Below are 26,178 nucleotides of genomic sequence, written 5' to 3'. Positions count from 1 at the left end.
TTACCTGTGATTATTTCAGGCAAAGATATTAATCCTTTTCGGATCGTCCCATGATATGAGCCTTTTTCAGAAGCTTTTTAAAGGGCTCAAAAAGTATACTAAAACTGAAAAGACCTTGATCTGTTGTTGCCCTATATGTAAGGATAATTCCCAGAGGTAACATTACCAGCGTAGAAAGCCAGGTTCCCAAAAAGGGGCTTATTTGTCCCTCTTCAGCGCTGTTTTTCGCAAAAATTCCAATAAAGTGGTAGGTGAGGAACATCAAAATAGCAATAACCATTGGCAATCCCATTCCTCCCTTTCGAATAATGGCGCCAAGAGGAGCTCCAACAAAGAAAAGAATTACACAGGCAAAAGCCAGTACATACTTTTCATGCAAAGCAATTTCAAATTTGTTTAATCTTTTCGCAGCCTGATTAAGCTCAGATTGTTTTGCGTTTAAAACGGTTTTAGCCTGGGTCACGCTTCCTAACGCAAGATTCAGGATTTGAGAAGCCCTGTAAGTTTCATATAAGGGAAGAATTCCTTCTTCCAGATTTGCTATACTGTCTTCGGGTCTTATTTCTTTCCGCAAATTCTCTAGTCCGGTGCGGTTATACATATTAGTAGATAACCTTTCGATTTCCTCATTATAGGAGGTGGAGAAGGAGTCAATGGTTTGATTTAATTCGGAGATCTTGAGCATATTGTGTGAATTGCTGTATCGCTCTTCATCAAGATCTACATCATTAAATCCCGAAAGATCCATATTAATGGTGTACTCTTTAAAATAACTCTTTGCAAAGGGTTTTTTGATCCTGTCTTTAGGAGAGTTCGACATGATCTCATCATAATAATTCCCGTCTTTTAAAATAAGACTCAGAATATTTGTGCCGGTGCCGCCTACAAGTTCGCCTTCGGTTGCCTTGATCACGGTATAATTTCCTGGTCTGCGTTCATTCTTCTTATGAATAATAACATTCTCCAGGTACTGCCCGTTCTCACCCGACTTTTCATCCACTTTGATGTTGATCTGACCCAGATCATTAAAAACACCTTCAGAAATCACCATAGCAGGCTTGAGTTGGGCAATGTTTTTGCGAAGGTTTATCGATTTGTATTCGGCCGCAGGAATAACGTTGTTGGCAAAAAGGAAAGCAGTTACACTCACAAAAAGAATAAAGAAGGTAAGCGAACGCATTGCCCTTTGCAGGGAAATTCCAGCCGACTTCATAGCGGCGAATTCATAATTCTCTGCAAAACTTCCAAAGGTCATAATGGAAGTAAGTAAAATGGTAAGCGGAAGTACAAGGGGTACAAGCTTAGGACTAAAATAGAGCAGGAATTTAAAGATAACTTCCAGGTCCAGATCCTTTCCAGCCAATTCGCCTATATACAGCCAGATAGTTTGTAATACAAATATGAACATGAGTATTACAAAAACCGAGAAAAATGTTTTTAGGTAGCTGGTAAGTATGTACCTGTCTAGAATCTTCAATTAGTCGAGTCTGTTAATATAGTAGTCTTTGTACCTGTTCTCCTTAAACTCAAAGAGAGATTGAGGAAGGGGTTGATCTGTTTTAAAGCTGTTCACGGTAATTGTGATCTTTGTTCCATTATCCTGTGTCTGGATAAGATTATAAATATGCTTTGTCTGCTTATCAATTCCTAGCTGGATTTCCTTGATCTCGGCTTTGGAGTCGATAGGCGTAAGCTGAATATACTGGATCTTTCTCCCTTTAATATCCTGGGTAGGGCCCCATTTTGCCTTGTATCCATCATTGTAGAAGGTAAGCATTTTTGAGGGCGTGATGTCCTGATCTTTTTTTGGATCATAGGTGGAAATATTGATCTCCTCATCTTCCGGGATGATGGTATATAACTTCTTACCATCAAAAAGCCTGGTAGTACCCATGATATTCAAAAGATATTTTTCTCCCTGAAGACTTACGTCGCCACGGGTTTCGTGCTTTACATTTTCAGCAGTATTTTCAAGGCCGTACTTAAAATCGATAACTATGTTCTGGTAAGAATCCACTTTAGAGGAAACTTCATTGAGCAAGGCCGTAGCTTTGTCTGCGGACTGTGCCGTTCCTGCTAAAAAGGTCATAAATGCTACTGCTACAAAAACTAATTTTTTCATTTCTTTTATTTTCTATTCATCATTCAAAAGCTGGTTAAGGCCGTCTATATCCTGTACCAGAACTTGTCGGGCTTTGCTTCCTTCAAAGGGGCCAACTACGCCGGCTGCTTCCAACTGGTCTATAATTCTTCCTGCCCTGTTATAACCTAACTTCAGTTTTCTTTGAAGTAAAGAAGCCGATCCCTGTTGGGCCAGGACGATGACTTCAGCTGCTTCGCGGAAGAGATTATCCCTGTCGCCTACATCAATATCAAGAGATGTGCCACTTTCCTCGCCGCTGTATTCCGGCAGGTGATAAGCATCGGCATAAGCCTTTTGAGAACCAATGAATTCGGTGATCTTATCAACCTCGGGGGTGTCAACAAAAGCACATTGTAACCGTAGTAAAGTATTCCCCTGGGTGAATAACATATCTCCTTTTCCAATGAGCTGATCTGCACCCTGGCTATCCAGAATTGTTCGGGAATCAATCTTTGAAGTCACCCTGAAGGCGATCCTAGCCGGGAAGTTTGCTTTGATAATTCCTGTAATTACATTTACAGAAGGTCTCTGGGTTGCTATGATGAGATGTATACCAATAGCCCGAGCCAATTGGGCCAGCCTTGCAATTGGCGTTTCCACCTCTTTGCCAGCTGTCATTATAAGGTCTGCAAATTCATCTACCACCAATACTATATAAGGCAGAAATTTATGGCCCTGTTCAGGATTAAGTTTTCTTGCCTTGAATTTTACATTATACTCCTTGATATTTCGAACCATGGCATCCTTGAGCAACTCGTAACGGTTGTCCATTTCTATACATAAGGAATTGAGGGTATTAATTACCTTGGTATTATCTGTAATTATTGCTTCCTCGGTATCTGGAAGTTTGGCAAGATAGTGTCGCTCGATCTTATTAAAGAGTGTCAATTCTACCTTTTTTGGATCTACAAGGATGAACTTTACTTCAGCCGGATGTTTGCTGTAAAGCAAAGAGGTAAGTATTGCGTTAAGACCTACAGATTTACCCTGCCCGGTTGCTCCTGCCATTAGGAGGTGAGGCATTTTGGCGAGGTCTACAACGAAGGTTTCGTTGGAAATTGTCTTACCCAAAGCCATAGGTAATTCCATTTCTGCATTCTGGAATCGGGGAGAGGCAATTACACTCCTCATTGAGACCATTGTGGAATTTTTATTTGGCACCTCTATTCCAATGGTTCCTTTTCCCGGAATAGGAGCGATGATCCTAATACCGAGGGCAGATAAGGAAAGGGCAATATCGTCTTCGAGACTTTTTATTTTTGATATCCTGATTCCTGCTTCAGGAATGATTTCATATAAGGTAACCGTGGGACCAACTGTAGCTTTGATCTGAGCAATATCGATCTTGTAATTCTTGAGCGTATCTACGATCCTGTTCTTATTCTCTTCAAGCTCTTCCTGATTGATAGTGATGCCACCGCCATTGGCATTGTGGTCCTTGAGCAGCTCCAGGGTGGGAAACTGGTAATTTTTAAGTTCCAAAGTAGGATCAAATTCTCCATAATCTTCAACGAGCTTTTTACTTAAGCTGTTGTCCACTTCCTCTTCGGGAGCTGTTTCTACTTCCATAGCTACATCATCTGGATCTTCATTAGATTTTATAACTACCTTTTCTGAAGCAGGTTGCGCAGGTCTTGGAGGTTCTGAAGGAGCTGGTGTAATAGGTTTTACAGGTTCTGGCTTTACTTCGGCGGCTGGTTTTTTATCCTGGACCGTTTCAGAAACTGAAGCTGAAGATCGAAAGTCTTCAGAAATAGTATTTTTAGTTTTTTTAAAGATGGAAAATATCTTATCTGGCGTCAGCTTCAAGCGCACTACGAGATAAACGATAAATAAGAATGCAAGCAGAAGCACAGTACCTGTAAAGCCCAGGTAGTCCTGAAGGTAATCATTCATTTCATATCCCACAGTACCTCCCAAAATAGCATTTGATTCAGCAAAAAATCCAAAAAAGACTGCCAGCCAAACCATTACCAGAAGCCCCCAGAACCAGAATCGAAAAAGAGGTTTCTTACTTAGGCTTAGAAAAAAGTAAAGCCCTGTAGTAATGGTAAGTAAAGCAATAGCATAAGCTGCAATTCCAAACCCGTCAAAAATAAAGAAGTCACTTATCGCTGCGCCAAATTTGCTCAACAGATTCTGAGCTTCAACTTCGCGATTGTCAAATTGCTGCAGTGTACTTTGATCTGCCTGCCAATTGAATAAGAAAGAGGTGAAGGCGATCAATAAAGCAAGGCCAAAGAATATCAAAAAACTTCCAAGAATCACTTTGCCCTTTGGGGATAGCGCAAACGAAGACTTAGAAAAAGTAGATTTAGAAGAGGATTTCTTGACAGCTTTTTTATTAGCCATAATGGAATTAAGGGTTTGGGGGCAAAAATACAAATTCGCACCAGCTAATATAAAGAAAAGGAAAAATCTATTTGAAAGTTCTTTAACTCCTTTAAAGAGTATAGAAAATATATGGGAAATAAATGATCACACCAATGATGGCGGCAATTACGGCTGTAAAGAAAACTGCCCCGGCTGCAACATCCTTTATAAGGCCAATTTTAATGTGATAATCTGGATGAACAAAATCTGCAATATTTTCAATAGCTGTGTTGAGGCCTTCTGTGCCCATAACCAACCCTATGGCCAGTAGTTGCAAAATCCATTCGGTTGCAGTAATGTCAAAGTAAAAACCGGCAGCGGTAACAAGTATAGCAAGTACAAACTGAACTTGAATACTAGGTTCATGTTTTAAGAGCAACCAGGCGCCCTTTATCGCATATCCACCTCCTTTTATTCGGCCGGTGATAAAATCATACATTATAAAAGTACTTTTAGGGCCTCGAGATAATCTGGTTCGTTATCAATGTCTTTTACCTGTTCTGTATGAAGAATTTTTCCATTCTCGTCAAGAACAATAACTACTCGAGACAATAATCCTTCCCATGGGCCATCAATCATTTCAAGACCGTAATCTTTTCCAAAATTTCTTTCCCGAAAGTCGGAAAGATTGGTGACATTTCCAAGGTCGTTATCTTTTTTGAATCGCTCCTGAGCAAATGGGAGATCCCTGGAAATATTTAATACAACAACATTCTCAAGTTCGGCAGCCTTAGCATTGAAGTTCTTTACAGAAGTGGCACATACGTGAGTATCTATACTAGGAAAAATATTGAGAATTACTCGCTTCCCCTTAAAATCCTGAAGCGTTGCAACATTGAGATCAGACTTTAATAATTCAAAGTGAGGAGCTCTTTCTCCTTTTTCGGGCAGATGCCCATATGTAGTTACGGTTTTTCCATTTTGTATAATCTGTGACATATCCTGTTTTTCTTGGTGGTTGAGCTACTAAATTTAGAATTTTACCTCGTGGATTTTACTAAAATTGTCATAAAACAGAATGGGCTGCTTTTAAAAACAAAAGCAGCCCATTTTTGAATATCAGCGTAAAATAATTACCTGTCTATAGAACCCATGACTTTTTGCATGAAAGTATTTGCGGCATCGCGTTCGGCCATACCTTTATCTATCATCTTCTGTACCTCAAGAGCTCCACAAATATTACTGATCAATTCGCCCACCACGTCCATTTCTTCATCACTCACAGACCTGTGGTCGCAGAATGATTCAAGAACTTCCAGCGTGTGTTCCAGTTTTACCTGATCATTATTCTTTTGCAGATGTCTAATTACTGGTAACTTCATTCACTAGGTCTTTTAAAAGTTCAAATTTATTCGTCTGTACCTGGTTGACCAATTGCCCGTTTTTAAAAGTGGCAAAAGTTGGTAAATTATCTACTTTGGCCAGTTTTCTGGATTCAGGGAATTTTTCGGCATCTACCAGGAGAAAAGTTGCGTTCTGGTTTTCTGCAGCCAGTTTTTTGAACTTGGGTTTCATCACCCGGCAGTTTCCACACCAGCCAGCCATATACTGTACGACTACTGTATCATTTTCAGAAACTACTGCTGCAAGATTATCATTATCTAGTTCTCTCATGATGCTTTACTTTTTTTTTAGTTTGCGCTTAAATAAGAAGCTACACCTTCACGGTTGGCATTCATTGCCTCTTTTCCTTCTTCCCAGTTAGCAGGGCAAACTTCTCCTTTTTCCTGAACGTGTGTGTAAGCGTCTATTAAACGAATGAATTCCTTTACGTTTCTTCCAAGTGGCATATGATTGATACCTTCATGGAAAACCGTTCCTTCCTCATCAATGAGGTAAGTAGCACGATAGGTCACATTGTCACCTTCTACAGTGTAGATGCCGGTTTCTTCGTTATAGTTCTCATTAGTGATATCAAGAATTCCCAGCTGGTTCGCAAGGTTTCTATTTGAATCGGCAAGGATAGGGTAAGTTACACCTTCTATACCGCCGTTATCTTTTGAGGTGTTAAGCCATGCAAAATGAACCTCGGGAGTGTCACAAGAGGCTCCTATTACCATTACATTTCTTTTCTCAAACTCTCCCAGAGCTTCCTGGAAAGCGTGAAGTTCTGTTGGACAAACAAAAGTAAAGTCTTTTGGATACCAAAAAAGCAGGACTTTTTTACCATTATTTTTAGCTTCTTCAAACACATTGATCTTAAAGGTGTCACCCATTTCATTCATTGCGTTTACTTCTAAGTTTGGAAATTTTTTTCCTACTAATGCCATTTGATTTATGTTTTAATTATTGATTATTTTTCGTGTGCAAAGATAAAAACAAAGAGCGGCCCTTCTAGGGACGCAAATCTTTATTTTTTATTTCAGAATAGATTTTGCTAATGCTAAATCTAGTTAATCATAAATTCCTGTTATTAGGCTCTGGCACTTTAAGAAAGCTGCTTGATCTTGATATTAAATGCAGCATAGAAAAGCGTCATGAAGGGACTTAGGTAATTAAAGATTGCATATACGAAATAAGAAGCCACCGGTACTCCTAAGACGCCACTATGGTAAGCACCACAAGTATTCCAAGGAATAAGTACAGAGGTCACGGTTCCTGAATCTTCCAAGGACCGACTTAAGTTTTCAGGTGCAAGGCCTTTGTCGCGATAGGCTTTGGCAAACATTTTACCGGGCACAACTATCGCCAGATATTGATCTGATGCCGTTGCGTTCAGGGTGATACAACTAAAAACAGTGCTCGCAAAAAGCCCGAAGGTGGTATGGAAAAGGTTTAAAAGTGCTCTACTTATGGTGGCTAATGCTCCAATGGCATCCATGATTCCACCAAAGACCATTGCGCATAATATAAGCCAGATAGTTCCCAGCATACCAGACATTCCTCCCGAAGAGAACAGGTCATTCAATTGATCATTGTCAGTAACTATAGATGTATCTATGGTAATGGCATTCATAAGTCCAACATAAACTGCTTCAAAGGAAAAGCTTTCATATCCTGAAACTGCCACTACCACTTCTGGCTGGAAAATTACGGCAGCCGCAGCACCAAGCAAGGTGCCAAGAAGGAGTGCGATGAGTGGGGAAGTTTTCATGACTATGAGCACAATAACCAGTAAAGGAACAACAAAAAGCCACGGACTTATATTAAAGGCGCTGTCAATTGATGCCAGGATAGCACCAGTATCTGCAGTACCCGCAGGTTCAATAGTGAAGCCTAGAATAATAAAGACCAGCAGAGTGATTACTATAGTTGGTACCGTGGTGAGGGTCATATACCTTATGTGCGTAAAAAGGTCTGTACCGGCCATGGCAGGAGCCAGGTTGGTCGTGTCGCTCAAAGGTGACATCTTATCTCCGAAATAAGCTCCCGAAAGGATCGCGCCTGCAGTCATACCTACAGAAATGCCCAGAGCTTCTGCGATTCCTATAAGAGCAATTCCTACCGTTGCACTGGTAGTCCAGCTACTTCCGGTAGCTACAGAGATAACCGAACAAATAATGACGGTTGCAGCCAGGAAAATGGTAGGATTAAGAATTTGAAGGCCATAATAGATCATGGTTGGAATGATGCCGCTAATTAGCCAGGTTCCCGCCAGAGACCCTACCATTAACAGAATGAGGATGGCGCCAGAAGTAGACTTGATGTTATTGGCCACTTCTTCGATCATGGTATCAAATGAGACTTTGTTCAGGATTCCCACGATGGCTGCAACTGCACCTCCAAGTAGTAAAATGAATTGATTTGAACCACTTAAGGAATCATCTCCATAAACAAACACATTATAGGCGAGCATTCCAATTAAAGCAAAAACAGGAAAGAGAGCTTCCCAGATATTTAATTCGCGATTTTCAAGAATTTTGGTGTCTTTGATAAATTTTTCGTCTTCCATTTAAGGGGGGATCTAAATTTTAAAGGGTAATGTTACGATTTTTTCAATAAAATTAGAAAGGTGCGGCTTCAATTCCTGAGGCAATTCCGCATTATTTTAAAGCAATCGTTACGACCTGGAGAAAATCTGACCTGGTAATAATTAAGAAACGAGACTGTCTAAAAAGTACATTTTTCGTCAATCTGAATTTGCTTCAGCTATCAATTTATGATGATAGTCAATTTATTAGGACCCTGGGGTAAAATCAGGATGACGTATAAGATCCTTTCAGGTAGACTCGTTTCTTTAGTATATTTTCTTTTACCCTAACTCAAGGGCAATTTCGACCATTCCTTTAAAAGTTGTCTCCCTTTCTTCGGTAGTTGTTTTTTCGCCGGTGACAAGAGAATCAGAAATGGTAAGTAAAGAGAGCGCGCTTACCCCGTGTTTTGCAGCAAGGGTGTATAAGCCTGAAGTTTCCATTTCTACGCATAGCACACCAAAGTTTGACCACATTTGATATGACTCGAACTCGTCTGCGTAGAATTCATCACTGGTAAGGACGTTACCCGCTTTTACTTTGATATCTTTTTCCTTCGCCTTTTCGATAGCCTGTTGAAAAAGCTCGAAACTTGCAGTAGGAGCAAAATCTGCTCCCTGGAATCGGTATTGATTGATGCCAGATGTTGAAGATGCAGCCATGGCAATAACTATGTCCCGAAGTTTCACGTTCTTCTGGTAAGATCCTGCACTTCCTACCCGAATCAAATTCTTCACATTGAAATCATTGATCAATTCATGTGCGTAAATTGAAATAGATGGCACTCCCATTCCTGTGCCTTGTACAGAGATCCTTCTGCCTTTATAGGTCCCTGTGAACCCAAACATATTACGCACTTTATTGTAACAGGTGATATCTTCGAGAAAGGTCTCTGCTATCCATTTTGCTCTTAAAGGGTCTCCTGGTAATAAAACTGTTTCTGCTATTTCGCCTTTTTTGGCGCCAATGTGTATGCTCATTTATTTAATTCCTTTACGATTGATACTCCCGAAGAAGTTCCTATTCTTTCGACACCTGCTTCAATGAATGAAAGCGCAGTGTCCAGATTTTTTATGCCGCCAGAGGCCTTTAATTTTGCTTTGCCGTTGACAGCATTCTTCATTAATTCGATATTTTCCAATCTTGCACCGTCATTTCCAAAACCAGTAGAGGTCTTGACAAAATCGGCTTTGGATTTCACCGCTATTTCGCTGGCTACGACGATTTCCTGCGGAGTTAAATAGCAGGTCTCAATGATCACTTTCAGGATCTTATCTCCTGTTTCTCTTTTTATGGCTGCAATTTCTTCTTCTACTATTTTGAAGTTTCTTGATTTTAATGCTCCGAGGTTGATTACCATGTCCACCTCTTCGGCACCGTCTTTAAGCGCCTGCCTGGTTTCAAAAACCTTTGCTTCTGTTGACATTGCTCCCAATGGAAAACCAACCACCGTGCATACCTTAACGTCAGAACCTTTTAATTGCTCCTTAGCAAGACGTACGAAGGCGCTGTTTACACAAACTGAAAAGAAATTGTATTCTTTAGCTTCTGCGCATAAGTCGACAATATCTTTTTCTGTAGCTGTTGCTTTTAAAATAGTGTGATCTATATACTTATTTATTTCAATCATAAATAACTGTTTTTTCAAAAATGCGACATCTCAGCCATTTAAAACATGATCCAGATCAAGAGTTTCAGAGATCACTGCGGCTGGCAAAACCTCACAAATATAAAGATTCAAATATTGGATTAGCTGGAAAAAGCTCAAAAAAAAGAGGATCCAAAAATGCCATTTTAGGATCCTCTTATTTCTTACTTCAAAATCAAAGCTTTACCCTTGGTTCGTCTGTACCTTATGTTTGGGGTTGAATTAACCTGCTGTTTCTTCTGAAGGGGAAAGAATTCCTGTTTTTTCCATGCATTCCCTCATCATCTGGTACGTGCGCTTAATGTCATTATCAAGGCCAATAGAGAATCTGATGATCCCGTCGGTCAAGCCCATTTGCTTTTGTTCGTCTTCAGGAATTTCTGAAGAAGTGGAAGTGCCCGGGGCGCTAAATAGAGTTTTATAAAATCCGAGGCTAACCGCCAGGTAACCAAGGTTTCTTTCCTGCATAAGCTCCATGAGGGCATTGGCCTTTTCCAGAGACCCGGCGTCTACCACTAGCATGCCTCCATACCCATATTCTTCATTCATCATACTCTTATAGAATTCGTGGCCCGGATGACTCTCCAGACCAGGGTAAACCGTTCTTAAACCGTCAGCTTCAAATTGCTCAGCCAGATATTGAGCATTCTGGCTATGTTGTTTAATGCGAATGTGCAGCGTACGCAAATTCTTCAGAATAGAGGCGGCTCTCAGGGAATCCATGGTGGGACCGAGTAACATGCTGGCACCATCATTTACACTACGAAGTTCATTAATGAATTCCTGGGTTCCGCAGGCAACACCACCCACAGTATCACTTGACCCATTGATGAATTTTGTGAGACTATGAATAACCACATCTGCTCCCATAGTGGCCGGGGAAATTGCAAGGGGAGAAAAGGTATTGTCAACTACTAGTTTTAAACCATGCTTTTTTGCAATTTTTGATAGGCCTTTGAGATCGGCTACTTCGAGTAGCGGATTACTTACTGCTTCGCAATAAAGGACTTTGGTGTTTTCAGAAATTGCAGCTTCCACCTTTTGAAGGTCTGTTATGTCTACAAATGAAGTGCTGATGTTTAAGCGAGGTGCGAAATTTTTGAGGAAAGCATAGGTCCCACCATAAATAGTTCGGCTGGAGATAACATGATCTCCTGCCTGGCAGTACTGCAACAGAACAGGAGTTATAGCCCCCATACCACTAGCCGCTACGTTGGCAGCTTCAGTTCCTTCCATGGCAGCAAGCGCTTCTCCTAAATACAGGTTAGAAGGAGAGGAATGACGAGAATAGAGGTAGCAACCTTCGGCATTGCCTTCAAAGGTGTCGAACATGGTTTTTGCTGAAAGAAAAGTATAAGTGGAAGAATCGGAAATACTGGGATTGACTCCTCCAAATTCTCCGAAATACTGAAGATCCTGGATCTTATCTGCGGGCTTGAATTTCATAATGAACTTGTTTATAGTTATTTCAAAGGAAATGAGATTCAGAAAGAATAACAACAGAAGGAGGTAAATTCAGAATATAAATCTATAAATGCGTAAATCCTAGGATGATTAATCTTATATCTTTGCTCTAACTGAATTTTAAGAGAAAATTTTACAGATGAATACAGACACTTTAGACAGGAAACTACTGGGACTTCTACAGGAGGATGCAAAGAAAACGAATAAAGAACTTGCAGGGAAGCTGGGTTTGTCTGTAACCGCAGTTTATGAACGAATCAAAAAACTGGAAAGGGCTGGAGTGATCTCAAAATATGTTGCTCTTGTAAAACCCGAAAAGGTAGACAGAGCTTTTACGGCTTTCTGCCAGATCAAGCTTGTTCAACATACCAAGAACAACGTGACTGCCTTTGAAAGCCAGGTCGCAAAATTATCGGAGGTTCTTGAGGTTTTTCATGTGAGTGGCGAATATGATTATATCTTAAAGGTAATGGTAAGGGACATGGAGGCCTACCGGGAATTCATGCTTAATAAATTGACGGCACTTGACCATATTGGCAGTACCCAAAGTACCTTTGTAATTAGTCCGGTTAAGAATAGCACGGTTTTAAAAGTTTAGGTGGAATAGCGCATTCATCTGGCTTTTCAAATGTCAATTATAGTCGTACTTTTGTAACTCTTATAAAAAATCAACAAAAAATTTACTTATGAGCACGTATGATGTTGCTGTTATTGGATCGGGCCCTGGAGGATATGTAGCCGCTATTCGCTGCGCCCAACTGGGAATGAAAACCGCACTTATTGAAAAATATTCCAGCCTGGGTGGCACTTGTTTAAATGTGGGATGTATTCCAAGTAAGGCACTTCTTGACTCCTCCCATCACTATGATGATGCAGTTAGACATTTTGAGGAACACGGGATAGAAATCCCCGGAGAGGTAAAAGTGAACCTGGGAAAAATGATAGAGAGAAAGCGTTCTGTTGTTAGCCAGACAGTAGATGGTATCAAGTTCCTTATGGACAAGAATAAAATAGATGTTTTTGAAGGCGTTGGTGCCTTTAAGGATGCAACGCATATCAATATTACAAATGCTGAAGGTAAAACGGAGGCTATTGAGGCAAAGAATTCCATAATTGCGACGGGTTCCAAGCCTTCAAATCTTCCTTTTATTAACCTGGATAAAGAAAGGATCATCACTTCAACAGAGGCACTGGAGCTTAAGGAAATTCCTGAGCACCTGGTGGTTATTGGTGGAGGCGTGATAGGTCTTGAGCTGGGGCAGGTATATATGAGACTTGGAGCTAAGGTTTCAGTTGTAGAATACATGGACAGCATTATTCCTACCATGGATTCGGCTCTTGCAAAAGAACTTACCAGGAGCCTGAAAAAGCAGGGGATGAAATTTTACGTTTCGCATAAAGTGAATGCTGTAGAGCGAAAAGGAAATGAAGTGGTGGTTAGCGCTAAAGACAAAAAGGATCAAGATGTATCGTTCACAGGAGATTACTGCCTTGTTTCTGTAGGAAGAAGACCTTATACAGAAGGTCTTAATGCAGCTGCCGCAGGTGTGAAAATTGATGACCGCGGAAGGATCGAGGTAAATGAGCACCTTCAAACCAATGTAAAGAACATTTATGCCATCGGCGACGTGATCAAAGGTCCTATGCTGGCACATAAAGCTTCAGAAGAAGGTACGCTAGTAGCTGAAGTAATTGCAGGCCAGAAGCCGCACATAGACTATAATCTCATCCCTGGTGTGGTATATACCTGGCCAGAAGTTGCTGCGGTTGGAAAAACCGAGGAGCAGTTGAAAGAAGAAGGAGTAAAGTATAAGGAAGGTAAATTCCCGATGCGGGCCCTTGGAAGATCGAGAGCCAGTGGCGATATAGAAGGAATGGTCAAAATACTTTCAGATGAAGCTACAGATGAAGTTCTGGGGGTTCATATGATAGGAGCCAGGGTGGCCGATCTTATTGCTGAAGCTGTTACAGCAATGGAATTCCGAGCCTCGGCTGAAGATATTGCAAGGATGAGTCACGCTCACCCCACATATGCTGAAGCTGTTAAGGAAGCTGCTCTGGCGGCAACCGACAATAGACCCATTCATATTTAAGCTTACATATCAATAGTTTAGAAGAGCCTCTTAAAATGACTTTTTTAAGAGGTTTTTTTTGTGGATTGTTCCAGGAACTAAATTTTGTGCCTTCAGTTTTATTACATTTATCTCCTGAATCAAAATTATCTAAGATGGCAAAGGAGAAATCACCCTCAAAAAATTCGGCTAAAAAAGAACCCGTGCTGAGTTTAAAAGAAAAGCGCGCTGCTAAAGCCGCCAAGAAGAAAAACAGAAGCTAACTTTTAGTAGAAATAGAAAAAGGCTGTTCCCTGGGGACAGCCTTTCTTTTAGAATGGTTAATAAGCTTTAATCGTCGCTTACAAATTTAAAGAACCTGCTCTCTCCACCGTCTTTTGTTTCCTCCTGGTAGAGGAACTGCAGGTTGTTTTCATCAAAGATCTTGAAAAATTCTTCCCAAGAGATGTTCTTTAAATTATCTTCAGCATATCCTGGAAAATTTATTCTTAAAAGTCCGCCACCCTTCTCATTATTGGCTGTACTCTCAACAACAGCCGGTTTTCCATCTCTGGCCTCTGTCCATTTTTTAATTGTATTATGATCTTTGGTGGTCTTGGAATCAGATTTTGCCATTGCTTCTCGGTTTTTAAGTTATATATGACCCTAAATTCTTTTTTTTAAGGCGGAAGAAAAAGAGATTTAACAGCAAAATAATTTTTCTGTTAATCAATTGTGAATCAGGAGAGAGCTTTAGTTTCTTTTCCGGAAAAGTCGCAATTTCCAGTACCCTTGTTTAAAATAGATAAAGGCTGCGAGCGCCGCAATAGCATTTGAAATTGGGAAAGACCACCAGATTCCTTCAGCACCGAGATGTGTTTTGTGAGAGAGGAGAAATGCCAGCGGAAATCTAATAATCCACAGGTTGAGAATGGAAATGAGCATGGAAGCTTTGGTAAAGCCGGCACCATTGAATACTCCGTTCAAAACCTGCTGTACTCCTAAAAGCCCGAAACTTGGAGCCATGATCATAATGAACAAGGAAGCATCTTCTATGACGTCGGGGTCATTAGGAATAAAGAATGCCGTAAGAGGTTCAGCAAATAAGAACATGAGAATTCCCATTCCTGTAAGTCCAAAGAATGCCACCTGGCTGCTAAGGGTAGCTACTTTTTCGGCTCTTTTGATCTTTATGGCACCAATATTTTGACCTACCAAAGAAGTTGTGGCTATAGCAAGACCTAGTGCAGGAATGATGATGAAACTCAAAATTCTGGCACCAATTCCATAAGCTGCCACGACTTCACTTCCAAACCCGGTGACTAGGATTACCATAAAAGTCATGCCCAGAGCTCTGGTAGATTGTTCTACACTTGCCGGCAGCCCCAGGTTAAATATCCGCCGGAGCGTGAAAAGGTGTGGTTTCATTTGATTGAAGTGGATCTTTATTCCGCTCTTTCCTCGAAAGAGAATAAAGAGACCTATAACAGCAGATAGCGCCTGCGTGATGACACTGGCAACGGCAGCCCCCGCAACTCCAAATCCCGGAACTGGTCCATACCCGTAGATGAACAACGGGTCAAGAATAAGGTTTAATAAAACTGTGAACAGGACAATGTACACCGGGAGCATCACATTGCCAATTCCACGCATAAGAGATTGGAAGGAGAAGAACATAAATAGAAACACAAAGCCCAGGGAGGAAACCTGGAAATAATCTACTGCATCCTGAAATATTTCAGGTCCAGCACCAATGAGCTGCATTAAAGGGGCGGCAGCAAAATAGCTGAACCCGGAAAGGGCAAGGGCAACAAAAAAAATGAGGGACATGGTTTGGGAAGAATTGAAATCTACCTTCTTCTGGTCTTCAGCTCCAAAATACTGAGAAACCAGAACAGTTCCAGCTAGTGTGAGCCCGGAGCCGAGTGATAATACCAAAAACAATAATGGAAAACTTATACTCACCGCCGCCACAGCATCAGCACCAAGCCTACCTAACCAAAAGGTGTCAATTAGTTGATAAGCCGTTTGTAAAATATTTGCAAATATAATAGGTGCGGCAAGGCTGAACAGAGAATTAAAGATCCTGCCTTCAGTATATTTTCTGCTTTTAGTCATCGATAGGCAAAAATAAGGCAGGTGAAATGGATGGAGTGCTAAAAATATAATAAATCCGGAAGTTTTGAAATCCCCAGGACCACCTTAAGCTAAACATTTCGGCAGAGCCATATTTCCGGCTGAGCTCGGTAATACTTCCGCAAGGATTATCGTATTCCTCAGAAAATTTTTTCTAAAGGTTCTTGTATGAAAACCAATAAATGCTTAACTTATAGCTAATTAACAAGCAGTTGAAAACAATATGATCTAAAGTTACCGAAAACCATTATTCATATGAACGCTTTAACAAACATCTGGAATAACTATACTGTGGAATTTTCTACAGCGCAAAAAGTTATTGTTGCAATAGTTCTGGGGCTCATTATTCTTGTTGCACTTTTAGCAATCGTATTGGTGATCCTTGAATTCACCAAGTAGAAGGAGAGCACCTTTATTTCATTTCCTCTTGATTCAAGGGGGCGAATTTGTATTGCCAACTTTTAAAAATGGTTAAAAGGATGCCTTTCATGGGTCTCAAATATTTTTTTGTAACTTTAGAACAGAGTAATAGCAGCTGTTAGGCTCAAAACCTTAAATATGGATGCTCATACGCTTTATAGAATTATGAAACCTCACCTGGATGGTTTAGCACCTTCCGAAAAAGATTCCCTCACCAAGCTTATTAATACCCGCACGCCCGGGAAGGTCACCTGCCACCACCGCAAGATACATTCCTTAAGTAAGGCCAAAGAATATCTCAAGAATTTTTGTCGCAGAGAAATGGAGCGGGAGCGGCAAGATCAATCGCCAGTCTAATTTTTTGTTAATCACAGACTTTCAGTAATATCTTCAGATTATTTCCTGTAATTTCAGGAGTAAATGAACGTATATGAAGAAGAAAAAAATTCTCCTTGCTGGTGCTTCCGGGGCTCTGGGTCTTGAAGTACTCAAGTTGCTAAGCGAGCAGGGATTGGATGTACGAGCCTTAGTACATTCAGCAGATGGGGCCGAAAAGGTTGCTGCATACACAAAAGACGTTTGGAAAGCAGATGCAAGTGAAGGTAACGAGAAAATAAAGGATATCACAAAAGATGTGGATATTGTTGTTTCTACTCTCGGGAAAAGCGTAAGTCTCTTTACAAACAGAGGAAAGTCTTTTATGGAAAATGACTTCTATGCTAATAGTAACGTACTTGATGACGCAGTTAAGAATGGTGTAGAGCGATTTATCTACGTATCCATTAAGGGAGCAGATAAAGCTTTGGAATATGAAGTGGCGAAATCTCATAAGATGTTTGAGGATGCCTTAAGCGCATCGGGACTGGATTATACGATAATAAGACCTGTTGGTTTTTTCTCGGGGTTGAACGATCTTGCTATTATGGCGAAAAGAAAGGTCATTCCAATAGTAGGAGACGGGCATTCGAGAACAAACAGCATCCATCAAAAGGATCTTGCTAAGGTGGTGGTAGAGCATTTATATGAAGGTCCCGAGATAAAGGAAGTAGGAGGTCCTTTGATTCACACCCGTATGGAAATGGCAAAGATGATAGAGAGAAAAGTGGGAGGTAAAGTAATCCAGGTGCCTGAGAAACTCGCTGAATGGGGGATGTTTCTCCCGGAACTTGTCGATGATGATATATCTGCCAAACTCAAATATTTTAAGTTTGTCACAACTAATGATATGATTGGAGAAGTAAATGGAGAGATCACCTTTGAGGATTATCTCGATGGGCTTGATCTCGAAAATGATTTGCCGTAATGTCAGGAAAATATGATGCGATTGTAGTAGGAAGTGGAAGCAATGGGATTGCTGCTGCAATTCGGCTGCAAAAAAAAGGATTAAAAACTGCCATTTTTGAGCAAGCTGCTACCCCGGGAGGTGCCACGAGAACTATGGAATTGACCATGCCTGGCTTCAAGCACGATGTGGGTTCGGCAATTCTTCCCCTTGGGCTTGCTTCCCCTTTTTTTCGAGATCTACCTCTTGACAATTTTGGACTGGAATGGATATTTCCCGAAATCGCCTATGCTCATCCTTTTGATGATGGTACGGCATTTGGCTGCTATAAAGACATTGAAAAAACGGCAGCACAATTGGGAGAAGATGAAGCAGCATATCTAAAATTGTTCCGTCCTTTGCTTAACAACTGGGATAAGCTGAACAGCGACCTTTTGGGGCCTTTGGGAATTCCTGAACATCCCATCCCATTTTTGAAATTTGGCCTTAAGGCCATGCCTTCTGCACAGATGCTGGCGAATCATTACTTTAAAAATGACAAAACGAAAGCATTTTTCTATGGTTCTGCGGCTCATTCGACCTTGCCATTGACAAATATTGCATCCGCCTCGTTCGGTCTCGTATTGACCACAAGCGCACACAAATACAACTGGCCATTTCCTAAAGGAGGTGCTGGGAATTTTACGAAAGCTTTACTCGACTACTACAAATCTCTGGGAGGAGAAATTTTTCTCTCTCAGTATATCAGGGATATCAGAGATCTTCCTAATGCGTATGCCTATCTTTTTGATCTTACGCCTAAGCAGCTTTTAAAGATAAAAGGTCTGAATTTTAATCTTCTTTACCGCAAAAGAATGGAAGCCTACAAGTATGGTGCGGGTGTTTTTAAAATGGACTGGGCGCTAAAAGAGCCAATTCCATTCACAAATGAGAAATGTAGAAAAGCAGCCACTATTCACCTGGGATTTACCAAAGAAGAGATTGAAAATTCTGAAAAAGAGATTCATCAAAAGAACATGACCAGCACCCCATATGTTCTTGTTGCACAGCATTCTCCCTTTGATCCCACCAGGGCTCCTGAAGGCCACCACACTGCCTGGGCTTATATCCACGTTCCTAACGGCAGCACAGAAGATTATACAAAGATCGTGGAAGACCAGATCGAGCGTGCAGCTCCAGGATTTAAAGAAACAATTCTTGCAAGATCAACATTGAACACCTCAGATCTTCAACAGTTCAATCCTAATCTTATTGGTGGAGATATCAATGGAGGAAAACAGGACATCACCCAGCTTTTTACGAGGCCCATAGCCAAACTTTCTCCATATGCTACGCCAGATCCCCGGGTTTATATTTGTTCTTCCTCAACACCTCCGGGTGGGGGAGTGCATGGCATGTGCGGTTATCATGCTGCAGAGAAGGCATTAAAAGACCATTTTAGAGACCTGTCCTAAAAGTAAGCGCCCAATTTTTACATTGGGCGCTTTTCATGACTGTACAGAAGTTATACTAATTTTGCTGAGAAGGTACCGGGAAACCGCGGTCTCTCATCAAAGCATCAATGGTGGCGTCGCGACCTCTAAAGAGCCTGTAGGCTTCTGCAGGGTCCATCGCGTTTCTGGGTGCAAAGAGATATTTCACTAATTTTTCAGCGACGTTCTTATCATAAAATCCTCCCGGAGCCTCTTTGAAAGCTTCAGCGGCATCTGAGGTCAAAACATCGGCCCACAAATAGCCGTAGTAACCTGTTGCATATCCTTCTCCTGAGAAAACGTGCCCAAAATGGGGAGTTCTGTGACGCATTACGATCTGCTCTGGCATATTAAGCGCTGCCAGTGTTTCTTCTTCAAAGGTGTCCATATCAATATCGTCAGGATCTGTAGTATGAAGTTTCATATCCATAAGAGCCGAGGCCAGGAATTCTGTTGTTGCAAAGCCTTGATTGAACGTAGCAGCCTTTTTGATCTTTGCCACCAGCTCCTGCGGAATTGGTTCTCCGGTTTCGTGGTGCACCAGGAACTGATTGATCACCTCATCTGTCGATAGCCATCTCTCAAGTAACTGTGACTGGAATTCGGTGTAATCTCTTACTCCGCTGTTAAGAATCGGGTATTTTACTTCTGAAGCAAAGAAATGCAATGCATGCCCAAATTCATGGAAGAAAGTAGTTGCATCATCCCAGGAAATCAAAGCAGGTTCCCCGGGTGCCGGTTTTACAAAATTTGAATTGTTGGAAGCCAGAACTGTTTCTTTTTCTCCTTCCATTTCTGAATGGCTTCGGTATTGAGAAGCCCATGCGCCCGACCGTTTACCCTTTCTCGCGTAGGGGTCAAGGTACCAAAGACCAATATGAGCGCCTGTATCTTTATCGGTTACTTCCCACACCTTTACATCTTCATGAAACACAGGTACTGTACCTTCAGGAACCGGACTGAACTCATAATTAAAAACTTCAGATGCTGTGTAGAATAAAGCGTCAGTCAGCTTGTCGAGTTGGAGGTACTGTTTTACTTCATCCGATTCCAGATCATATTTCTCCTGTCTTACTTTTTCAGCATAATACCTGTAATCCCAGGGAGCTATGGTGATGTCTTTACCTTCGGCAGTTGCGAGGGCCTGCATATCGGCTACTTCTTCCTCAACCCTTGCAAGGGCCGCCGGCCATACAGCTTCCATGAGTTCCATGGCTCTCTCGGGAGTTTTAGCCATGCGATTCTGTAAGCGCCATTGCGCATAATTCTCATAGCCCAGGAGTTCCACACGTTCATCCCTCAATTTCAAGATCTCCTTGATGAGCTGCTTGTTATCATACTCATCATTGTTATCACCTCTTGAATAATAGTTGGTCCAAACTTTCTTCCGAAGTTCTCTTTCGTCTGAGTAGGTGAGAAAGGGATCCATGGACGAGCGGGTATTGAGGACTGCATATTTTCCTTTCTCGCCACGATCTTCAGCAGCTTTTGCAGCAGCCTTGATATAAGAATCCGGAAGTCCGCTCAATTGATCCTGCTCCAGGAAAACAACATAGTTCTCTTCTTCAGCCAGGACGTTATTTGAAAATTTAGTGTAGAGCTGGGAAAGTTCCTTGTTTATAGCCGCGTATCTGGCTTTTTCTGTTTCAGATAGATTGGCACCTTCCATGGCGAAGTCTTCGTAAATAAGCTGTACCGCTCTTTGTTCCTGTAGAGGCAGCGGAGTTTTCTGAGATTGCTCATAAACCGACTTTATCCTTTCAAAAAGCTGTTTATTCTGAGATATTTTTGAGGAATATTCTGAGATCTTGGGAGCAAGCACCTGTTGTATCTCCCTAAATTCTTCCGAAGAAAGGTTACTGCTCCAAATGCTGTAGTAAGTGAAAGCCCTGTCCAGTTCTTCACCCGATTTCTGCATTGCCAGGATGGTGTTTTCAAAGGTAGGAGGTGCAGGATTTGCTGCAATGGCTATTATTTCCTGAAGATGCTGGGCCATTCCCTGCTCCATAGCCGGCTGCAGGTCTTCAAGTTTCATTTCATCAAAGGCAGGCACTCCGCCATACGGGCCTTTCCATTCCTGTAACAGTATATTTTCCATAGATGTTTTTTCATCAGAAATTGTGATATCTGGATCTTGGGAAGTATTTGTGCTCCCAGAGCCACAACCAGCTAAGGTCATGGCTGCTATCAATCCTAAACTAATTTTCTTTGTGGGGATCATTTTTTTTATTTTGAATTTTGACAATGGAAGATACTAATATTCAAAAAAAAATCTGGTCCAAAAATGGCATTTTTCGCAGGTAATATTATTCAGCTATTTTTGTGAATTAAATGCCATCACATGGAATTTCTCAAGAAGAACTGGTCAAATTTGATCTTCATTGTCATCATCATCCTTTTGATCGTACCTCAAACCAGAAAACCCATACAAATAGGTTTGAACAGAGTGATCGCATTTAGCCCCACGAGGATATCTGAAAAGGACAGGGAAAACCTGGAAAGCTACAACTGGAATCTCGTGGACCTTGAAGGCAAGCCTGTAAATTTCAAGCACAGTATTGGCCAGGTAGCAATTGTGAACCTGTGGGCAACCTGGTGCCCTCCCTGTATTGCTGAAATGCCTTCCTTTCAGAAATTATATTCTGAATACGGAGATCGTGTGGATTTCTACTTTGTCACTTCTGAAGATCCTGAAAAACTGAAGAGATTTATGGACAAAAAGGATTATGATCTTCCCGTCTATCTACCTCTTGGCCTTGCTCCTGAAAAGATGAGGTCCAGAAGCCTGCCTACCACCTATGTGATTTCACGAAATGGAAAAGTTGTAGTAGATAAAAAAGGATCGGCAAACTGGAATGATTCAGGATTTAAGAAATTGCTTGAAGACTTACTGAAGGAAGAGCACTAGATCTCTGCCTGCATTGAATTTTTGATCGATAGCAGCTCCTCCACGAATTCCCTGCTGTTGGAAAGTCTTGGAACTTTATGCTGGCCCCCGAGCTTGTTCTTCCGCTTTAGCCATTCATAAAAGGTACCTTCGGGCATTTCCTTCACCACCGGTCTTTCAATAGCAATATCGTTTTTTCTTTTTGCGGCATAATCATCATTGTATTTACCGAGTTCCTTGTCAAGAATTTCAGTAAAAGCCTCCTTATTTTCTGGGGATCGCACAAATTCAATAAGCCATTCATGGTACCCCTTTTTACTGCGGTCATAAAAATATGGCGCCGCTGTAAAATCTCTTAAAATTGCCCCGGTTTCACGACAGGCGTGAGATACTGCTTTTTCTGCATGCTCAGCAAAAAGATCTTCTCCAAATACGTTGATACAGTGTTTGGTTCTACCGCTAATGGTAAACCTGTAGGGATTTAGACTTGTGAATTTCACAGTATCCCCAATTTTATATCGCCACAGGCCAGAGTTAGTGCTTATGACCATGGAATAATTCTTACCAAGCTCGACTTCGCTCAAAGGGATCACCTTTGGATTATCTGATGTGAATTCCTTTTCCGGAATGAACTCGTAGAAAATACCATAATTGAGCATAAGAAGAAGGGAGCTGTCATCTGGTTGGTCCTGCAAGGCGAAAAAGCCTTCTGTTGCATTAAAGATCTCCAGGTAACGCAAACTTTTATCACGATCCAGTTCTTCAAATAGTGGCCTGTATGGGGCGAAAGAGACCGAACCATGGAAAAATACCTCCAGGTCTGGCCACACATCCTGAATATGTGTAATTTGGCGTTCCCTGATAATATGCTGCAACAGGAGTAACATCCACATGGGGGAACCAGCCAGACTCGTTACGCGTTGCTGCGTAGTGATCTCTGCTATTTTCCTGATCTTTTCCTCCCAATTGTTCATCATCGTGACATCCAGTCCCGGAGTCCTTCCAAACTGAGCCCAAAAAGGCAAATTCTTCATGACGATGGCAGAAATATTAGCAGTATAGAATCTCTTTTCCCCTTGATAATTGGATTCCTGGCTACCACCAATAGAGAGGTTCTTGCCCGAAAAGAGTTGTGCATCGGGATAATTCCTAATATATAAGGCAAGCATATCTCGCCCGCCCTGGTAGTGACATTGCTCCAATCCTTCTGTAGAAACAGGAATGATCTTACTTGTAGCTCCTGTAGTGCCCGATGATTTCGCAAACCACTTAATTGGGGTAGGCCACAAGACATTTTGCTCCCCTTTTAGAATAAGATCTATGTAAGGGTATAGATCCTCGTAATTATTAAGAGGAACCTGCTCTGTAAATTGCCTGTAATTTCCAATTTCGTTAAAATGGAATTTTTTCCCGTAATAGGTGTCCTTGGTGGTGTCTATTAGCTGACGCAGAACTTTTTTCTGCGTCTCATGAGGATTATTTACAGCATGTTCTAAGTCGTCTATCCGGCTTTTCATGACCAGATTTCCTATGGAATCAATTATCCCCATATATCAGGTTCCAATTTTAGTTGGTTTGACACACGAAATTTACCTGAATCTCATGTACTTTTCAAGGCCGAAGATACACAATAATCAGTTTTTTGCATCTCGATGTGCTCAATTTCCTTTTAAAACGTCTTCATGACAAGGGAAGCTAAGAATAAAGGTCGTTCCCTTTTTGGGGATGCTTTCCACGCTAATGGTGGCGCCATGGTCATCCAGGATATTTTTTACAGAATTTAAACCTATTCCCAAACCTCCGGGTTTCTGGGTGTAGAAGGATTCAAAGAGCCTGTCCAGCTGCTCAGGTTCAATGCCACATCCATTATCACTGATTGAGAGGAGATAATTCTCTTTTTTCTTATTGATGTTAATCCTTAATTTTCCTTTATCGGGCTCCATGGCCTCACTCGCATTTACAATAATATTTAGGATGGCGATCTTCAGCTTTTCCTCATCAGCATTAATAAAATAGGAGCCTTTGTATTTTTTAAATACGGTAATATTCGTAAGATAGATCCTATCTTTTGCGAGTGCCAAAGCTTTGTTCGTTGTTCTGGCAAGGCAGCATTTTTTAAGGGAAGCCTTTGAATAATTCGAAACAGAAAGAAGATCAGTCACCAGGTTATTTAAGGTGGTAGTACTTCTTTTTACAATACCAATATAATTTTTGACCCCGGTTTTTTCAGGTCCCTTAATGACCTTATCCAGGATATCTGCAGACATCCCGATACTGGCCAGAGGATTCCTCAATTCATGTGCAAGGGTACGGGCGATCTCTCCTTTTATAGAAAGTTTTTCTGCTGAAATGAGTGCCTGTTGGATACGTTTTTCTTCCTGTATATTCCTGAGCAGCACGATGTATTCGTAGACCTTCCCGTTCTTATTCCTCATAAAGACCTTACCACGCGCACTGTAATATTCCCATGCTTTTTCTTTGCCTCGTAACCTGAATTCCAGTTCTATTACATCCTGGTCTGATGCTTCCGTGATTCGGGTATGAAATTCTAATGCCTTTGTTCGGTCCTGGGGATGCACAAATGGCAGAATATTAAGGAGAGGCATACCTTCAACATCCTGTACGGTCATACCATTTTCGGTAGAAAGGTCTTTATTGATGTAATTTACCTTTTCATCATACAGGTTAAAGATCATAATAATGTCTGGCGTAGTCTGGATCAATTGCTTTTTAAACCGCACGGTGTCTTTTAGATCCTGGGTTTTGTTCTTCTCACGAGTAATATTTTCAAAGGAGTTGATCAACAAACCTTTTTGGCGCCTGCTAGTGATCCTTAACCAGTTCTTTCTTCCATTCTGCTCAAAATCTACTTCAAAGTCAACAGATTCTCCCGTGAGCATGGTTTGCTTAAAGGCTTCAAAAATGCCTCTTTCCGTCGCTATTGGATTAAGCTTTAGAAAACTGCGACCTACCATTCGCTTTTGATGGTAATATCTATTCACCACCTTATTTACCCGTACATAAGTGAAGTCTACAATGTCATAGTTCTCACCAAAGAGAGGCTTCAGCAAGAAGATTCCCTGTTTTACAGTGTCAAATACCAGTTGCAGAAGTTCATTTTTCTCCTCCAGCTCAGAAGTGCGGCTCTTTACTTTTAATTCAAGATCTTCATTAAGCCTTCTTAGTTTTTCCTCATTTTCTTTTCTAGGAGTGATATCAGAAAAAAGACAGGCTACTTTTCTGCTTCTCTTATTCCCAATGGGAAATGCATAGACATCGAACCAGCGGTCGTGTCCCATTGAATATTCTTCAAACCGAATGGATTCCCCAGTGAAAGCGACCTTTCCAAAGGTGTGGAACCAGTGGCTCTCATGTTGCTGAAAGAATTCCTTCATGGTTCGTCCTAAGGGTTCAAGCAGCCCTGTATGATCTTCAAAAGCGGGATTCACCTCTACAAAAAGGTAGTCCAGAGGATTTTTTTCCAGATCAAAGATCATTTCCATTACAACAAAGCCCTGATCTAAGGAATTAACCAATACTCTGTATCGGCTCAAACTTTCCTGAAGGGATTTCTCTGTTTCTATATTGATTCCTTTCCTGGCCGACATTTTTACCGGCTCTACCGGGCGTGCTAAAGTAAGGACATACTGCTCATCATTATTGAACCCCGTATAATTTCTGCTTTTAAACTCGAAACGTTTCCAGTAACCAAAAGGAGATCGCACTCTCACAGTAACGCCTCTCTCTGCAATTTCGGTGCACTCGGTAGCACACTCCAATACATGAAGTACGAGGTGATAATCTTCAGGATGAATTATTTCTTTGAAGAAATTATCTTCTTGCGACGGGAAAGGTTGAAAATTTTTGAAATACTGAAGCGAACGATAATTCATAGCCTTTAAGGCATGATCATCGGGAGTACTTATAAAAAGTAAAAACTCCTGATTGTCATGGCCATTATAAGCATTAAAAAGGCTATGTGCCGCACCTATAGTATAATCCTCCGGCATAAAAGTTTGTTTCTTCATGGGGATAAGATTAGAAACAACAAGTAGGTAATTACTGTTGCTCGTAATTCATTAATATATGACAGGGGGTAAAGTTAAATTTAGTATAAAATTTTGATTTATAAGTACCAGAGGCTCAGTTTTTTATTTTTTTTCTGCCTCAATTCCCGCAGGCCGCGTTTTTCCTGAATTTTAGGAGGTGAACCTCACTTGATTTTATAGGGATCTGGACCTGAATTGTATATAGAGGCAGCAGAATTCAGGTTTAAATGAGCATAAGAATGAAGAGGAAATAGATTTCTTTGGAAGAAGAGAATGAAATAACCCCGCTCAGGAGTGGACAGAATGCAGGAATTTTGTCGATAAAATCCTACACTTTATCTT

The 26,178-nt window shown here is 41.1% G+C and carries 24 protein-coding genes; 7 read left to right on the top strand and 17 right to left on the bottom strand.

Annotation, left to right across the window (positions count from 1 at the left end):
* Positions 1-28: 28 nt before the first annotated feature.
* The 12 genes from HC175_RS00350 to HC175_RS00295 all read right to left on the bottom strand — a co-directional run bounded on the left by HC175_RS00350 (position 29) and on the right by HC175_RS00295 (position 11,521).
* Positions 29-1,477 (bottom strand): LptF/LptG family permease, encoded by a 1,449-nt coding sequence (locus tag HC175_RS00350; protein WP_168136536.1) that lies wholly within the window; start codon positions 1,475-1,477, stop codon positions 29-31.
* Complete coding sequence (gene lolA1, locus HC175_RS00345) at positions 1,478-2,122, bottom strand: outer membrane lipoprotein periplasmic chaperone LolA1 (protein WP_168136535.1); 645 nt, start codon at positions 2,120-2,122, stop codon at positions 1,478-1,480.
* A 12-nt stretch (positions 2,123-2,134) separates the two neighbouring features.
* Positions 2,135-4,495 (bottom strand): DNA translocase FtsK, encoded by a 2,361-nt coding sequence (locus tag HC175_RS00340; protein ID WP_168136534.1) that lies wholly within the window; start codon positions 4,493-4,495, stop codon positions 2,135-2,137.
* A 91-nt stretch (positions 4,496-4,586) separates the two neighbouring features.
* Positions 4,587-4,955 (bottom strand): diacylglycerol kinase, encoded by a 369-nt coding sequence (locus HC175_RS00335; RefSeq protein ID WP_168136533.1) that lies wholly within the window; start codon positions 4,953-4,955, stop codon positions 4,587-4,589.
* Positions 4,955-5,455 (bottom strand): thiol peroxidase, encoded by a 501-nt coding sequence (gene tpx / locus HC175_RS00330; protein WP_168136532.1) that lies wholly within the window; start codon positions 5,453-5,455, stop codon positions 4,955-4,957. Before tpx ends, HC175_RS00335 begins: the two co-directional genes overlap by 1 nt.
* Before the next feature lie 134 nt (positions 5,456-5,589).
* Positions 5,590-5,838 carry a DUF6952 family protein gene (locus tag HC175_RS00325; RefSeq protein ID WP_168136531.1) on the bottom strand — a complete coding sequence of 83 codons (249 nt, stop codon included), beginning with the start codon at positions 5,836-5,838 and terminating at the stop codon, positions 5,590-5,592.
* Entirely contained in the window at positions 5,819-6,130 is a 312-nt protein-coding gene (locus tag HC175_RS00320) for a thioredoxin family protein (protein WP_209309888.1), read from the bottom strand. Before HC175_RS00320 ends, HC175_RS00325 begins: the two co-directional genes overlap by 20 nt.
* Positions 6,131-6,147: 17 nt before the next feature.
* Entirely contained in the window at positions 6,148-6,786 is a 639-nt protein-coding gene (locus tag HC175_RS00315) for a peroxiredoxin (RefSeq protein WP_168136530.1), read from the bottom strand.
* 158 nt (positions 6,787-6,944) lie between these two features.
* Complete coding sequence (gene nhaC / locus HC175_RS00310; protein ID WP_168136529.1) at positions 6,945-8,408, bottom strand: Na+/H+ antiporter NhaC; 1,464 nt, start codon at positions 8,406-8,408, stop codon at positions 6,945-6,947.
* A 300-nt stretch (positions 8,409-8,708) separates the two neighbouring features.
* On the bottom strand, positions 8,709-9,407 hold the full coding sequence (gene deoD / locus HC175_RS00305) for a purine-nucleoside phosphorylase (protein ID WP_168136528.1): 699 nt from the start codon (positions 9,405-9,407) through the stop codon (positions 8,709-8,711).
* A complete protein-coding gene (deoC, locus tag HC175_RS00300) occupies positions 9,404-10,054 on the bottom strand; it encodes a deoxyribose-phosphate aldolase (protein WP_317172073.1) in 651 nt (216 codons plus the stop codon). Before deoC ends, deoD begins: the two co-directional genes overlap by 4 nt.
* A 243-nt stretch (positions 10,055-10,297) precedes the next feature.
* Positions 10,298-11,521, bottom strand: coding sequence for an aminotransferase class I/II-fold pyridoxal phosphate-dependent enzyme (locus HC175_RS00295; protein WP_168136526.1), 1,224 nt, complete (start codon positions 11,519-11,521; stop codon positions 10,298-10,300).
* A 157-nt stretch (positions 11,522-11,678) separates the two neighbouring features.
* Between HC175_RS00295 and HC175_RS00290 the strand changes: the two genes are divergently transcribed.
* Positions 11,679-12,137: an Lrp/AsnC family transcriptional regulator gene (locus HC175_RS00290; protein WP_168136525.1), complete on the top strand. Its 459-nt coding sequence runs from the start codon at positions 11,679-11,681 to the stop codon at positions 12,135-12,137.
* An 88-nt stretch (positions 12,138-12,225) separates the two neighbouring features.
* Positions 12,226-13,632 carry a dihydrolipoyl dehydrogenase gene (lpdA, locus tag HC175_RS00285; protein ID WP_168136524.1) on the top strand — a complete coding sequence of 469 codons (1,407 nt, stop codon included), beginning with the start codon at positions 12,226-12,228 and terminating at the stop codon, positions 13,630-13,632.
* A gap of 309 nt (positions 13,633-13,941) precedes the next feature.
* On the opposite strand, the gene HC175_RS00280 is transcribed toward lpdA, so the two are convergent.
* A complete protein-coding gene (locus HC175_RS00280; RefSeq protein WP_168136523.1) occupies positions 13,942-14,226 on the bottom strand; it encodes a hypothetical protein in 285 nt (94 codons plus the stop codon).
* Positions 14,227-14,343: 117 nt separating this feature from the next.
* A complete protein-coding gene (locus HC175_RS00275; protein WP_168136522.1) occupies positions 14,344-15,708 on the bottom strand; it encodes an MATE family efflux transporter in 1,365 nt (454 codons plus the stop codon).
* A gap of 273 nt (positions 15,709-15,981) precedes the next feature.
* Here HC175_RS00275 and HC175_RS00270 point away from each other — a divergent pair, with 273 nt between their 5' ends.
* The 4 genes from HC175_RS00270 (at position 15,982) to HC175_RS00255 (ending at position 18,882) form a co-directional block, all read left to right on the top strand.
* Positions 15,982-16,125 carry a hypothetical protein gene (locus HC175_RS00270; RefSeq protein ID WP_168136521.1) on the top strand — a complete coding sequence of 48 codons (144 nt, stop codon included), beginning with the start codon at positions 15,982-15,984 and terminating at the stop codon, positions 16,123-16,125.
* A 159-nt stretch (positions 16,126-16,284) separates the two neighbouring features.
* Complete coding sequence (locus HC175_RS00265; protein WP_168136520.1) at positions 16,285-16,503, top strand: hypothetical protein; 219 nt, start codon at positions 16,285-16,287, stop codon at positions 16,501-16,503.
* Between the two features lie 73 nt (positions 16,504-16,576).
* Positions 16,577-17,449, top strand: coding sequence for an SDR family oxidoreductase (locus HC175_RS00260; protein ID WP_168136519.1), 873 nt, complete (start codon positions 16,577-16,579; stop codon positions 17,447-17,449).
* Positions 17,449-18,882, top strand: a complete 1,434-nt coding sequence (locus tag HC175_RS00255; protein ID WP_168136518.1) for a phytoene desaturase family protein — start codon at positions 17,449-17,451, stop codon at positions 18,880-18,882. The genes HC175_RS00260 and HC175_RS00255 overlap by 1 nt, the downstream gene beginning before the upstream one ends.
* Positions 18,883-18,937: 55 nt before the next feature.
* On the opposite strand, the gene HC175_RS00250 is transcribed toward HC175_RS00255, so the two are convergent.
* On the bottom strand, positions 18,938-21,121 hold the full coding sequence (locus HC175_RS00250; protein WP_168136517.1) for a M3 family metallopeptidase: 2,184 nt from the start codon (positions 21,119-21,121) through the stop codon (positions 18,938-18,940).
* A 120-nt stretch (positions 21,122-21,241) separates the two neighbouring features.
* Here HC175_RS00250 and HC175_RS00245 point away from each other — a divergent pair, with 120 nt between their 5' ends.
* Positions 21,242-21,808 (top strand): TlpA family protein disulfide reductase, encoded by a 567-nt coding sequence (locus HC175_RS00245; protein WP_168136516.1) that lies wholly within the window; start codon positions 21,242-21,244, stop codon positions 21,806-21,808.
* Here the strand turns inward: HC175_RS00245 and HC175_RS00240 are convergent.
* Positions 21,805-23,337 carry a GH3 auxin-responsive promoter family protein gene (locus HC175_RS00240; RefSeq protein WP_168136515.1) on the bottom strand — a complete coding sequence of 511 codons (1,533 nt, stop codon included), beginning with the start codon at positions 23,335-23,337 and terminating at the stop codon, positions 21,805-21,807. The genes HC175_RS00245 and HC175_RS00240 overlap by 4 nt on opposite strands.
* A 108-nt stretch (positions 23,338-23,445) precedes the next feature.
* Complete coding sequence (locus HC175_RS00235) at positions 23,446-25,815, bottom strand: PAS domain-containing sensor histidine kinase (RefSeq protein ID WP_168136514.1); 2,370 nt, start codon at positions 25,813-25,815, stop codon at positions 23,446-23,448.
* Between the last annotated feature and the right edge of the window lie 363 nt (positions 25,816-26,178).

It is taken from the genome of Salinimicrobium oceani, from assembly GCF_012037645.1.
This window is presented reverse-complemented; position numbering and strand designations above follow the sequence as displayed.